The sequence below is a fragment of the Azospirillum brasilense genome, assembly GCF_022023855.1.
GTDB classification, from domain to species: domain Bacteria; phylum Pseudomonadota; class Alphaproteobacteria; order Azospirillales; family Azospirillaceae; genus Azospirillum; species Azospirillum brasilense_F.
In genome coordinates this window covers 449,315-462,539 of record NZ_CP059453.1, presented here as the reverse complement: position 1 = coordinate 462,539, position 13,225 = coordinate 449,315, and the positions used below count along the sequence as shown (strand labels likewise).

The 13,225-nt window shown below is 70.3% G+C and carries 9 protein-coding genes; 5 read left to right on the top strand and 4 right to left on the bottom strand.

What is annotated here, in order from left to right; translation table 11 throughout:
• Positions 1-105: 105 nt before the first annotated feature.
• From H1Q64_RS31850 to H1Q64_RS31835, 4 genes are all read right to left on the bottom strand, one after another.
• Complete coding sequence (locus H1Q64_RS31850; protein WP_237907827.1) at positions 106-858, bottom strand: glucose 1-dehydrogenase; 753 nt, start codon at positions 856-858, stop codon at positions 106-108.
• Between the two features lie 122 nt (positions 859-980).
• On the bottom strand, positions 981-1,940 hold the full coding sequence (locus H1Q64_RS31845; protein ID WP_237907826.1) for a LysR substrate-binding domain-containing protein: 960 nt from the start codon (positions 1,938-1,940) through the stop codon (positions 981-983).
• A 112-nt stretch (positions 1,941-2,052) separates the two neighbouring features.
• On the bottom strand, positions 2,053-3,753 hold the full coding sequence (locus tag H1Q64_RS31840; RefSeq protein WP_237907825.1) for an acyl-CoA dehydrogenase family protein: 1,701 nt from the start codon (positions 3,751-3,753) through the stop codon (positions 2,053-2,055).
• Between the two features lie 42 nt (positions 3,754-3,795).
• A complete protein-coding gene (locus tag H1Q64_RS31835) occupies positions 3,796-6,465 on the bottom strand; it encodes a 2-oxoglutarate dehydrogenase E1 component (protein ID WP_237907824.1) in 2,670 nt (889 codons plus the stop codon).
• 373 nt (positions 6,466-6,838) lie between these two features.
• On the opposite strand from H1Q64_RS31835, the gene H1Q64_RS31830 reads away from it, so the two are divergent.
• The 5 genes from H1Q64_RS31830 to H1Q64_RS31810 all read left to right on the top strand — a co-directional run bounded on the left by H1Q64_RS31830 (position 6,839) and on the right by H1Q64_RS31810 (position 13,225).
• The gene (locus H1Q64_RS31830; RefSeq protein ID WP_145626188.1) at positions 6,839-7,924 is read left to right on the top strand and encodes a TRAP transporter substrate-binding protein; all 1,086 of its coding nucleotides are present in this window, start codon (positions 6,839-6,841) and stop codon (positions 7,922-7,924) included.
• Between the two features lie 130 nt (positions 7,925-8,054).
• The gene (locus H1Q64_RS31825; protein ID WP_237908184.1) at positions 8,055-8,675 is read left to right on the top strand and encodes a TRAP transporter small permease subunit; all 621 of its coding nucleotides are present in this window, start codon (positions 8,055-8,057) and stop codon (positions 8,673-8,675) included.
• A 169-nt stretch (positions 8,676-8,844) separates the two neighbouring features.
• Positions 8,845-10,635: a TRAP transporter large permease gene (locus tag H1Q64_RS31820; RefSeq protein ID WP_237908183.1), complete on the top strand. Its 1,791-nt coding sequence runs from the start codon at positions 8,845-8,847 to the stop codon at positions 10,633-10,635.
• A 25-nt stretch (positions 10,636-10,660) separates the two neighbouring features.
• The gene (locus tag H1Q64_RS31815; RefSeq protein WP_237907823.1) at positions 10,661-11,644 is read left to right on the top strand and encodes a ketopantoate reductase family protein; all 984 of its coding nucleotides are present in this window, start codon (positions 10,661-10,663) and stop codon (positions 11,642-11,644) included.
• Positions 11,645-11,770: 126 nt separating this feature from the next.
• Positions 11,771-13,225, top strand: a complete 1,455-nt coding sequence (locus tag H1Q64_RS31810) for an aldehyde dehydrogenase family protein (RefSeq protein ID WP_237907822.1) — start codon at positions 11,771-11,773, stop codon at positions 13,223-13,225.

Below are 13,225 nucleotides of genomic sequence, written 5' to 3'. Positions count from 1 at the left end.
CCCTCCCCCGCTGGGCGGGGGAGGGAGATTTTCGCGAGGGCGGCGGCAGTCCCCTCCCCCGCCCAGCGGGGGAGGGTTAGGGTGGGGGCTAACGGACGACGCGAGTTACACGCAGCGCCCGCCGTCGATCTCCAGCACCACGCCGGTCAGGAAGGCCGCCTCGTCCGACGCGAGGTAGAGGGCGGCGTTGGCGACGTCGGTCGGCTGGCCCAGGCGGCCAAGCGGCACGATGCCCATCATGCGCGCCCGCTTCTCAGGCGTGTCGCCGCCCATGAAGGTGGCGAGCAGCGGCGTCTCGGTGGCGACCGGGGCGAGCGCGCAGACGCGGATGTTGTCCGGCGCCAGCTCCAGCGCCAGCGACTTGGTGATGTTGTGCACGGCGCCCTTGGTCGCGTTGTACCAGACCAGGCCCGGACGCGGCCGCAGGCCGGCGGTGGAGCCGAGGTTCAGGATCACGCCGGACTTCTGCGCCCGCATGGTCGCGACGACCGCCTTGGAATAGAGGTAGATCGACTTGACGTTCAGCGCGAAGACGCGGTCGAACTCCTCCTCCGTCACGTTCTCGAAGGGGCCGTTGGCGTGGGTGGAGCCGGCGTTGTTGACCAGGATGTCCAGCCGCCCGAACTTTTCGACGGTGGCGGCGATGGTCATCTCGACGTCGGCCATCTTGGTGACGTTGGCGGCGATGCCGATGGCGGACTCGCCCAGCCGCTCCGCGACTGACTTGGCGGCGTCGCCGTTGATGTCCACGACCGCCACGCGGGCGCCCTCGCGCACGAAGGTCTCGGCCATCGCGAGGCCCAGCCCCTGCGCCGCACCGGTGATCAGGGCGACCTTGCCGTCCAGACGCTTCGTCATTCTTGTTTCCTCCCCAAGGGATTATGTGGTGATGGGGAGGCTATCCGCGCCGCACCGGCCGTGCTATGGACCATCCGTCATAGCTGCTATCAGCCCGCACAGCCGCGTTACGCGACAGCAGATCAGGCGGCGCTGTTCTCCCCGGCGCTGCCGGGGGCGACGACCTTCCCCTTCAGCACGCCGTTGGCGACGCATTTTGCCACCTCGGCGTGGATCAGCCGCAGCAGGGCGCGCGTCGCCTTCGACACCGGCTGGTGAAGCGGCGTCGCGGTGACGAGCATGGCGTGCATGTCCTTCGAGCTGATTTCGCGGGCGATCAGCCGGCCCTGCCGCACCTCGCGGTGGACGGCGCCGAAGGGCAGGATGGTCGAGCCCATGCCCTCCTCCACCAGCTGCTTGATCGCCGTGACGGAATCGATCTCCATGTCGACCTGAAGATCGATGTCGGCCCGCCGCACCGCCGCGTCGACCACCCGGCGCAGACCGTTCTCCAGCCCCGGCAGGACGAAGCGCAGGCCGCCCAGCGTCTCCACCTCGACCGGCCCGTCGTCGCCGGCAACCGCGTCCTTGGCGGATTGGACGAGCAGCAGATTCTCGACGAGCAGCGGCGAGGACAGCATGCTGCGCCCGCGCCGGGCGTCGTAGAGAACGGCGAGGTCGAGCCGTCCGCCCTCGACCCATTCCAGCAGCGTGCCGCTGAACACCTCGTGGATGCGCAGCGTGGCGTCGGGGTAGTTCTCGTGGAAGCGGCGGGCCAGCGGCGCCCCCAGCGTGGCGCAGATCGACGGGGGGAGGCCCAGCGTGACCGACCCGGTCAGCCGTTCCGACTGGTCCTGGATCTCCTCCTTGATCTCCGACAACGCACCCAGCAGATGGCGCACCACGTCGTAGAGCTTGCGCCCCTGCTGGGTCAGCGAGACGCCGCGCCCATGGCGGTAGAACAGGCTGGTGCGCAGCTCATGCTCCAGCTTCTGGACCTGCCGGCTGAGCGCCGGCTGGGTGATGCCAAGCTTGACCGACGCCTTGGAAAAGCTGCCAAGGTCGGCCACCTGAACAAAGTAGCGCAGTTCCAGAAGTTCCATCGCGGGACAGGTCTCGTCGTTCGGCCTCCGGGTCGGATAGCGAATACGCCGGTATGACACAAGCGGAGTCCTGGCAGGTCAGTCCTGCCCGGTCCTCCGTCGTGTCTCGCGATCAATTGCGCCGGGTGAGCAGGCCGCGCGCCACAACCTGGGCCTGGATTTCCGCCGCCCCTTCGAAAATATTCAGAATACGGGCGTCGCACAGCACACGGCTGATTGGATACTCGACCGCGTAGCCATTGCCGCCATGGATCTGCACCGCGTTGTCGGCGTTCGACCAGGCGACGCGCGCGGCCAGCAGCTTGGCCATGCCGGCCTCGATGTCGCAGCGGCGGTCGCTGTCCTTCTCGCGCGCGGCGAAATAGGTGAGCTGGCGGGCGATCATCGTCTCCACCGCCATCCAGGCGATCTTGCCGGCGACGCGCGGGAAGGCGGCGAGCGGGCGGCCGAACTGGACGCGCTCCTGGGCGTAGCGCAGGCCAAGCTCCATCGCGTTCTGCGCCACGCCGACGGCGCGGGCGGCAGTCTGCACGCGGGCGGATTCGAAGGTCGCCATCAGCTGCTTGAAGCCCTGGCCCTCGACGCCGCCCAGCAGGTTTTCGCGCGGCACCGCGAAGCCGTCGAAGCCGATCTCGTACTCCTTCATGCCGCGATAGCCGAGAACCGGGATCTCGCCGCCGTTCATGCCCTCGGCCGGGAAGGGGTCCGCCTCGCTGCCGCGCGGCTTCTCGGCCAGCAGCATCGACAGGCCGCGGTAGCCGGGGGCGTCCGGATCGGTGCGCACCAGCAAGGTCATCAGGTCTGACCGGCTGCCATGGGTGATCCAGGTCTTCGCCCCGGTGACGCGGTAGGTGTCGCCGTCCAGCACGGCGCGGGTGCGCAGGCTGCCCAGGTCGGAGCCGGTGTTGGGCTCGGTGAAGACGGCGGTCGGCAGGATCTCGCCCGACGCGAGGCGCGGCAGCCAGCGCGCCCGCTGCTCGGCGGTGCCGCCCAGGCGGATCAGCTCGGCGGCGATCTCCGCACGGGTGCCCAGCGAGCCGACGCCGATGTAGCCGCGCGACAGCTCCTCCGTCACCACGCACATGGCGAGCTTGCCCATACCGAGCCCGCCGTCCTCCTCCGGCACGGTCAGGCCGAAGACGCCCATCTCGGCCATCTGCTCGACGACCGGCATCGGGATCAGCTCGTCCTTGAGGTGCCACTCGTGGGCGTGCGGCTCCACCACGTCGGCGACGAAGCGGCGGAACTGCTCGCGCACCATGTCGAGCGCTTCGTCCTCCAGCGCCGCCTCGCCGAAGCCGCCCCCGTGCAGCGCGTCGGCCAGCAGCTCGGCGATGCGCAGCCGCAGGGCGGAGGCGTTGCCGGCGCCGATCAGCCGGCGCACCGCCTCGGTGCGGAAGGCGGCGCGCTCCGCGTCGTCCAGCCCGAAATCGGCGGGGCGGACGATCTCGCCCTGGCTCATCGCCAGACCGCCGTCGAGCTGGGCCAGATACTCGCCGAAGGCGGCCTGGAGCATGCAGGCCTCCAGCTCGCCCAGCCGGCCGGCGCGGTCCAGCCGCTCCGCCCAGCCCTGCATCTGGCGCAGCGCCTCGGCGTAGGTCGCCACCCAGGCGAAGCCGTGCGCCGCCACCTGATGGCGGTCGAGCGCCGCCGCATCGACGCGCCCGTCCGGTGCCACCAGCGCGGCGACGCCGCGCTCGACGGCCTCGGCCAGCCGCGCCACCGCGTCGAGCGCCGCCGCCGTGGTGGACAGCAGGTCGGGAAGAAGGTCGGAGAGCGGAAGCGGGCCGTTGGAGGTTGGAGCGGACGACATGGCGCGTTTCCTCGGTGCGTGTTGCTTTGGTGTTGTTTTGGTTCAGTCCGCCGCGATCGTCTCGCGGGGCGGGAGGGACGCGGCGATCCCGGCGAAGGCCCGCTCGACCAGCCGGCGCTGGTCGGCCTCGTGGTCGCCGTGGAAGCTGCCGGCGGGGGACGCCGCCTCGTCGCGGGCCACGCAGGCGACGCGCGGTTCGGCGCAGCCGGCAGCCGCGCGCAACGCCTCCAGACGGCGGTCCAGATAGGTCCAGGCGCCGAGATTGCACGGCTCCTCCTGCACCCAGACGCAGGACGCCCCCGGCCAGCGGCGGAACAACGCCGACAGAGCGGCGTCGGGCAGAGGATACAGCATTTCAAGCCGGACCACCGCCACACCGTCCGCCCCACGCTCGGCCCGCTCGCGCTCCAGCTCATAGGCCAGCTTGCCGCTGCACAGCAGGATGCGCTCGACCCGCGCTCCGGCGGTGGCGATGACCGGCTGGAAGGCGGTGCCCGGCGCAAGTTCGGCCAGCGTCGACACGGCGGCGGGCAGGCGCAGCAGCGTCTTCGGGCTCAGCACCACCAACGGCTTGCGGTCGCGCCGCAGCATCTGCCGGCGCAGCAGGTGGAAGTAGTTGGCCGGGGTCGAGGGGTGGGCGACGCGGATGTTGTCGCGCGCCGCCATCTGGAGGAAGCGCTCCGGCCGGGCGGAGGAATGCTCCGGCCCCTGCCCCTCCAGCCCGTGCGGCAGCAGGATGACGAGGCCGGAGGGCTGGCGCCACTTGTCCTCGGCGCTGACGATGAACTGGTCGATCATGATCTGCGCGCCGTTGGCGAAGTCGCCGAATTGCGCCTCCCAGATCACCAGCGCGTCGGGCCGCTCCAAGCTGTAGCCGTACTCAAAGCCCAGCACGGCGTATTCCGACAGCGGGCTGTTGACCACGTCGAACCGCGCCTGTTCCACACCCAAATGATTCAGACTGACATGGCGGCGCCCGGTGACGGTGTCGGTCAGCGCGAAGTGGCGGTGCGAGAAGGCGCCGCGCACCACGTCCTGGCCGGTCAGCCGCACCGGCGTGCCCTCGGCCAGCAGCGTGGCGAAGGCCAGCGCCTCGCCGGTCGCCCAGTCCAGCGGCTCCTCGGCACGGCGGCGGATGACGCGCTCCACCTTGCGGTCCACGGCCAGCCCGTCGGGAATGGCGGCCAGCGCCGCCAGCAGCCCACGCAGCCGGTCGTCGGCGATGCCGGTGTCCGGTTCGGCGGGAAGCGTGCCCGCCGGGGCGAAGGGCGCCCAGCGCCCGCCGGGGAAGCCGTCGTGGTTCGGCCGGTGGTCGGAGGCCGCGGCCAGCGCCTCCTGGAAGCGGGTCTTGTGCCCGGTGGCCAGCGCCTCCGCCTCCTCGGGGCCGACCAGCCCGTCGGCGGCCAGCCGCTGCGCGTAGAGGGCACGGGCCGGTGGGTGGGCGTCGATCGCCTTGTAGTCGAGCGGCTGGGTGAAGCGCGGCTCGTCGATCTCATTGTGGCCGTTGCGGCGGTAGCCGACGAGGTCGATCACCGCGTCGCGCCCGTGCACCTGCCGGAAGGCCACGGCGAGGTCGGCGGCGCGCAGCGCGGCGTCGGGATCGTCGGCGTTGACGTGCAGGATGGGGCTGTCCACCGCCTTCCACAGGCCGGTGCAGTGGAGCGAGGTCCGCGCCTCCTCCCGCTCGGTGGTGAAGCCGATCTGGTTGTTGACGATGACGTGGATGGTGCCGGCGACGGTGAAGCCGGGGACGCCGGACAGTTGCAGCGCCTCCGTCACGCTGCCCTGGCCGATCACGCTGGCGTCGGTGTGCAGCAGCACGCAGAGCACCCGCTTGGCCTCGCCGCCCTGCGCCCGCTCCAGGTCCTGGCGCGCCCGCGCGCGGCCGAGCGTGACCGGGTTGATCGCCTCCAGGTGCGACGGGTTGGGCGATAGGGTGAGGGCCAGCGACCGCTCGCCGAAGGACAGGGTGCTCTCCACCCCCATGTGATAGGGCACGTCAGCGGGAACCGGCGGGTCGGCCAGGAAGGGGTGCATGCCCTTGATGCCGGCGAACAGCTCGACCAGCGGCTTGCCCAGCGCGTTGGCCATCAGGCTGAGCCGGCCGCGGTGCATGGTCCCGACCTGGACCTCGGTGACGCCCGCCGCCGCCGCCGCCGCGAGGATGCGGTCGAGCAGCGGGATCAGCGTCTCCATGCCCTCCGCCCCGAAGCGCTTCTTGGTCGGGTAGCGGACGGCGAGCAGCCGTTCGAACTCCTCCGCCGCGGTCAGCAGCGCCAGGGCGCGGCGACGCGCCTCGGCCGGCGGAGCGGTCTCCACGCCTTCATAGGCGTCGCGCAGCCAGGAGCGCAGAGCCGGATCGTCGATGTGCGCGGTCTCCAGCGTCAGCGTGCCCTGGTAGAGCCGGCGCAGGCGCGCGGTTTCAGCGTCCTCGGACGCGGAGGATGTGGGAGGCGCGGCGCGGCCCAGCGGGTCGAGGGCGGCGGCGGCGTGGCCGCGCTGGCGGATCTCCTCCTGCCGCAGCGGAACCGTCGGATCGCCGGCCGGACCGCCCGGCGGTGCCCCGGCGGGAACGGCGCCCAGCTCATCGAGGATCTGGAAGACGGCGCGCCAGCTCACGTCCACCGACGCGGGGTCCTCGCGGAAACGCTCCTGCAACGCTTCGAGATAGGCGGCTCCGGCGGCGTTGAGCGGGGAGGACGGCCTAGACATGGCGCACACCGTTCATGCGATTGAACATCCGTCGGTTTGATGGCGGTCGAAGACCAGTGGCCCCCAGCTTATCGACCCATCGCGCGGTGCGGAGCGCATGGCGTGCCTGTAGCAGATATTCATTGCGGGCATAGCAAACCGTCCGCTTCCGCACCGGTTAGGGCGGGATCGCGCGGGTTTCGAGTGAAACCGTTCGTACCGCTGATGGCTTGCCGCGCTTATGGCTGATATGCCGGCAATACGCATTCCGCTGTGCGGCCGCCTGATCCACTGTCAGGGTCACCATACCCTCCCCGGCCACCCACCGGGGACCAAGCGCCTCGGACCGGCATCGCCTCGTCTGGGCGACAAAAATCTCGGGAGGAAGATCCACATGAAGCGCCGTCAATTCTTCAAGGGTGCCGCCGTCGTTGCCGGCGCCTCCACCCTCGCCGCCCCGGCCATCGCCCAGTCGGAGCCGACGATCCGCTGGCGCTGCGTGTCCAGCTTCCCGAAGAACATCGAGGTGCTCTACGGCAGCGCCGAGGTGCTGGCGAAGAACATCGCCGAGGCCACGGACGGCAAGTTCCAGATCCAGGTCTTCGCCGCCGGCGAGCTGGTCCCGGCGCTGCAGGCGCTCGACGCCGCCAGCAACGACACGGTGGAGATGGCCCACACCGCGTCTTACTATTACGTCGGCAAGGATCCGAGCTTCGCCTTCGGCTGCTGCCTGCCCTTCGGCCTGAACACCCGCCAGCAGAACGCTTGGTTCTACCACGGCGAAGGCGGCAAGCTGCTGGAGGAGTTCTACGCCGGCCACAACCTGAAGGCGCTCGCCGGCGGCAACACCGGTTCGCAGATGGGCGGCTGGTTCCGCAAGGAAATCAAGAGTGCGGAGGACCTCAAGGGGCTGAAGTTCCGCATTTCCGGCCTCGGCGGCCAGATCCTGTCCAAGCTGGGCGTCGTGCCGCAGCAGGTCAGCGGCGGCGACATCTACCCGGCCCTGGAGCGCGGCACCATCGACGCCGCCGAGTTCAACGGCCCCTACGACGACGAGAAGCTCGGCCTCTACAAGATCGCGCCGAACTACTATTACCCGGGCTGGTGGGACGGCACCTCGCTCCAGCACTTCTTCATCAACACGAACCGCTGGAACAGCCTGCCCAAGCATTACCAAGCGGCGCTGACCTCGGCGGCGGCGCTCGCCAACGTCGACAGCGTGGCGCGCTACGACGTGCTGAACCCGGCGGCGCTGAAGCGCGTGGTGGAGAAGGGCGCCAAGCTGCGCGCCTTCCCGCAGGACGTGCTGCAGGCCAGCCACAAGGCGGCCATGGAGCTTTACGACGAGCTGTCGGACAAGAACCCGACTTTCAAGAAGTTCTACGAGAGCTACCGCCGCTTCCAGACGGACTCGAACCTGTGGAACCAGGCGTCGGAATACGCCTACGACAGCGCCGTCCTCCGCCTCGCCCGGCGCTGATCCGGCACCGTGTCAACCATGACCGGGGAGCGGGGCCGCCGCTCCCCGGCCGTGGCATCGTCGCGTTCCGCGCGACCGGCTTTTCCCGGAGGGCCTGCCCACCATGCCGACCCCCAACGCTTCCCCCTTCATGACGGCCCTGGTCGGGGCCTGCCGGCTGGTCGACGCGGTCACCGCGCGGCTGGGCAAGGCGATATCCTGGCTGATCGTGCTGGCGATCCTGGTGTCGGCCGTCAACGCCGTCGTCCGCAAGACGTTCGACGTCAGCTCGAATTCGTGGCTGGAACTGCAATGGGTGCTGTTCGCCGCCGTGTTCCTGCTCTGCTCCCCCTGGACGCTGAAGGAGGACGAGCACATCCGCATCGACATCGTGAACGCGCAGCTCGGCAAGCGCGCCCGCGACACCATCGACCTGTTCGGCCATCTGGCCTTCCTTCTGCCCTTCAGCTTCGTGATGCTGGTCACCTCCTGGCCCTTCGCCATCGCCTCCTACGCGATCGAGGAGCAATCGATGAACGCCGGCGGCCTTCCGCAATGGCCGGCGAAGATGCTGATTCCGTTGGGGTTCACCGTGCTGTTCATCCAGGGCCTGTCCGAGCTGGCCAAGCGCGCCGCGATCATGTCCGGCCACCTGGAGGACCCCAACCAGCGGGCCGGCGGCCATCAGGCGGCGGCCGAGGCCGAGGCGGAACGGCTGCTGGCGGCCGAGCGCGAGCGCACCTCCCACCCCGACACCCTTCCCAGCCGGTGACCGCGCGATGAGCACGACCTCCCCCTCCCTTTCTCCGCGCGCCGTCCGGCTGTCCGTCATCTCCGTGGTGCTGCTGGCCGTGGTCGCCGTGGCCCTCTACGTGCTGCCGGTGCCCGGCGCCGCGGCGCTCGCCGAGCAGGACGGCTGGCGCGGCTGGGTCGGCCACAACATGGCGCCGATCATGTTCGCCACGCTGGTCGGCATGCTGCTGCTGGGCTATCCCGTGGCCTTCGCGCTGGCCGCCAACGGGCTGCTGTTCGGCCTGATCGGCATCGAGATCGGTCTGTTCCGCCCCGACCTGTTCCAGGCGCTGCCGGAGCGCGTCTACGGCACGATGAACAACGACGTGCTGCTCGCCGTGCCCTTCTTCACATTCATGGGGCTGGTGCTGGAGCGCTCCGGCATGGCCGAGGATCTGCTCGACACCATCGGGCAGCTGTTCGGCTCGATCCGCGGCGGTCTGGCCTACGCGGTGATCTTCGTCGGCGCGCTGCTCGCCGCGACGACCGGCGTGGTGGCCGCGTCGGTGATCTCGATGGGCCTGATCTCGCTGCCGATCATGCTGCGCTACGGCTATGACCGCCGTCTGGCGTCGGGCGTGATCGCGGCGTCGGGCACGCTGGCCCAGATCATCCCGCCGTCGCTGGTGCTGATCGTCATGGCCGACCAGCTCGGCCGCTCGGTCGGCGACATGTACGAGGCCGCCTTCGTCCCCGGCCTGCTGCTGTCGGGCCTCTACGCGCTCTACGTCTTCGTCGTCTCGATGATCTGGCCCAAGGCCGCCCCCGGCCTGCCGCCGGAGGCCATCGCCCACCGCGAGCCGAACGGCGCGCGCGGCGTCTGGCAGCTCGGACTGCTGGCCTTGTTCGCGGGTGGGGTCGCCACCTGGGTGATGGGCCGCACCGACGTGAAGTCCGGCGCCGACTACGTCGTGCTGCTGCTCTCGGTGGCGGTGCTGGTCGCCTTCCTGGCGGCGGCCTTCAACCGCGGCTTCGGCGCGCAGCGCCTCGTCCTGCAGGCCATCGCCACGGCGGCGCTGACGGCGGGGGCGGCGTGGCTGACGGTGAACGGGTGGACCACCCTGGCGCTGGTCGGCGATTCCGTCGCGGCGGGCGCGCTCTACGCCCTGGCCGTGGCGGTGGTGGAGCGGACGAGCGGCCGGCGCCTGATCTCGCGCATGGCCGAGCAGGCGACCTTCGTCATGGTGCCGCCGCTGGCGCTGATCTTCCTGGTGCTGGGCACCATCTTCGTCGGTCTCGCCACCCCGACCGAGGGCGGCGCCATGGGTGCGGTCGGCGCGCTGGCTCTGGCGGCCATGAAGAAGCGGCTGAACCTCGACATGGTGCGGCAGGCGACCTACGCGACGGCCAAGCTGGCCTCCTTCGTGCTGTTCATCCTGATCGGCGCGCGGGTGTTCTCGCTGACCTTCTACGGCGTCAACGGCCACATCTGGGTCGAGGAGCTGATGGTCTCCCTGCCCGGTGGGCAGATGGGCTTCCTGATCGCGGTCAGCGTGATGGTCTTCCTGCTGGCCTTCTTCCTCGACTTCTTCGAGCTGGCCTTCATCGTCATCCCGCTGCTCGCCCCGGCGGCGGATCGCCTGGGCATCGATCTGGTGTGGTTCGGCATCATCCTAGCGGTGAACATGCAGACCAGCTTCATGCACCCGCCTTTCGGCTTCTCGCTGTTCTTCCTGCGCTCGGTGGCGCCCAAGCTGCCCTACATCGACCGCATCACGAAGAAGGAGACGGCCCCCGTCCTGACCAGCCAGATCTACTGGGGTGCGGTGCCCTTCGTGGTGATCCAGCTCGTCATGGTGGCTCTGGTGATCGCCTTCCCGCAGATGGTCATGCACTACAAGTCGACCGCCACCAAGCTCGACGACAAGCAGATCGAGGAACAGTTCAAGGGCCTCGGCGGCGACCTGAACGACGACCTGCCGCCGCTGGAATTCAAGTGATCGAGACCGAGAGAGGGAGAACGACATGCGCATCGCCGTCGTAGGGGCCGGGGCCGTGGGCGGCGCGCTGGCCGGGTATCTCGCCGCCACGGGCCGGCACGAGCTGTCGCTGCTGGCCCGCGGCGCCCATCTCGCCGCGATCCGCGACGGCGGGCTGACCGTGCAGACGCCGAAAGGGACGCTGACCAGCCGGCCGCGGGCCAGCGACTCCGCCGAAGACCTCGGCCCGCAGGACGTGGTGATCGTCACGGTGAAGGGGCACGGGCTGCCGGCCCTGGCCCCGTCCTTCCCCGCCCTGTGCGGGCCGGACACGCTGGTGGTGGCGGCGCAGAACGGCATTCCCTGGTGGTACCTGTACGGCGCCGGCGACGGCGTGGCGCCGGAGCCGCTGGAGGTGGTCGATCCCGGCGGCGCCATCTGGTCGGCCATCGGGCCGGAGCGGGTGGCCGCCTGTGTGATGGAGGTGCTGCCCGCCCGCATCGTCGGGCCGGGCGTCGTCGCCCACACCGCCCTGCCGGTGCTGGCCTTCGGCGCCCCCCGGCCCGGCGACCACGCGGAAAAGCTGGCGGCCCTGGCGGATTCTTTCAACGCCGCGGGCGCCACCGCCCGCCTGCCCGCCGACATCCGCGTGCCGCTGTGGAGCAAGCTGATGCTCAACATGGCGGTCGGCCCGACCAGCGTGCTGACCGGCGCCACCATGGGCGCCATGGAGCAGGCCCCGGGCATGGCCGCCGTCCAGGGCCGGCTGATGCGCGAATGCCTGAATGTGGCCCATGCCTGGGGCGTCGCCCTGCCCGACGACATCGACGAGCGGCTGAGCCGGGGCAGCGGCGTGCCCGGCCACAAGCCGTCGATGCTCCAGGATTTCGAGGCGGGGCGCAGCATGGAGATCGACCCCATCGTGACCACCGTCCTGGAGCTGGCCCGCCGCCGCGGCGTGCCGGTGCCGACCATCGAAACATTGTGGGCGCTGACTGCCCTGAAGGAGCGGGTGGCGCGCGCCGACTGAGCGCACCTGCCCCCACCCTGACCCTCCCCCGCTTCGCGAAAATCCCCCTCCCCTGCGCAGCGGGGGAGGGCCGGGGTGGGGGCAAGGACCAGCGCCACCAAAGAACGTCCCCGGAGAAAAAACGACATGTCCCCCGCTTCCGATCGCATCACCAATTTCATCGCCGGCTCCTGGCGTCCGGGCCGTGAGCGGCTCGACATCTTCAACCCGTCGAATCTGGACGAGCTGGCCGGCTCCTACTCGCTCGCCGGCGCCGACGATGTGGCAGAGGCCGTCGCCGCGGCCCGCGCCGCCCAGCCGCAATGGCGCGCCGCCACGGTGGAGCAGCGCTCGCTGGTGCTCGACGCCATCTCCCGCGCGCTGTTCGACCGCAAGGACGAGCTGGCGCGCATCGCCGCGACCGAGGGCGGCAAGACCATCCCCGACGCGCTGGGCGAGATCACCCGCGCCGCCCACCTCGCCCGCTTCTTCGCCGCCGAGGCGCTGCGGGCGCCGGGCGAGACGCTGGGCTCGGTCCGGCCGGGCGTCGAGGTCGACGTGACGCGCGAGCCGGTCGGCGTCATCGGCCTCGTCACGCCCTGGAACTTTCCGGTCGCCACGCCGATGTGGAAGATCGCCCCGGCGCTGGCCTTCGGCAACGCGGTGATCTGGAAGCCGTCGGAGAAGACCCCCGGCATCTCCATCGCCGTCACCCGCCTCATCGCGGAAGCGCTGGAGGCCCACGGCATGCCCGCGGCGCTGTTCAATCTGGTGATCGGCGCCGGCCCGAACGTCGGCGCCGCCGTGGTCGACGCGGTGGGCGCCGTGTCCTTCACCGGCTCGGTCAACACCGGGCGGCGCATCGCCGTGCGCTGCGCGGAGCGCATGATCCGCGTCCAGCTGGAGCTGGGCGGCCAGAACCCGCTGGTCGTGCTGGGCGACGCCGACCCGGAGCGCGCCGCCGAGATCGGCGTCAACAGCGCCTATTTCCACGCAGGCCAGCGCTGCACCGCCACCGGGCGCTTCATCGTCGAGGACTCCATCCACGACGCCTTCGTCGCCGCGATGACCGAGCGGATGGCGGCGCTGCGCGTCGGCCACGCCCTGCAGCCGGAGACGCAGATCGGCCCGGTCATCGACGAGTTCCAGCTCACCAAGAACCTGCAATACATCGACACCGGCCTGAAGGAAGGCGCGCAGTTGGCGTCCGGCGGCGGGCGGCTGGACCGACCGACGCGCGGCTGGTTCCTCGCCCCGACCCTGTTCACCGAGACCAGCAACGCCATGACCATCAACCGGGAAGAGGTCTTCGGCCCGGTCGCCAGCGTCATCCGCGTCAAGGATTACGAGGAGGCCCTGGCTGTCGCCAACGACACCGACTACGGCCTGTCGTCGGGCATCATCACCAACTCGATGAAGCACGCCCGCCACTTCCAGGCCAACATCCAGGCCGGCATGACCATGCTGAACCTGCCGACGGCCGGCGTCGACTACCACGTCCCCTTCGGCGGCCGGAAGATGTCGAGCTACGGCCCGCGCGAGCAGGGACGCTCCGCCATCGAGTTCTACACCATCATCAAGACGGCCTATCGCGCGCTGTGA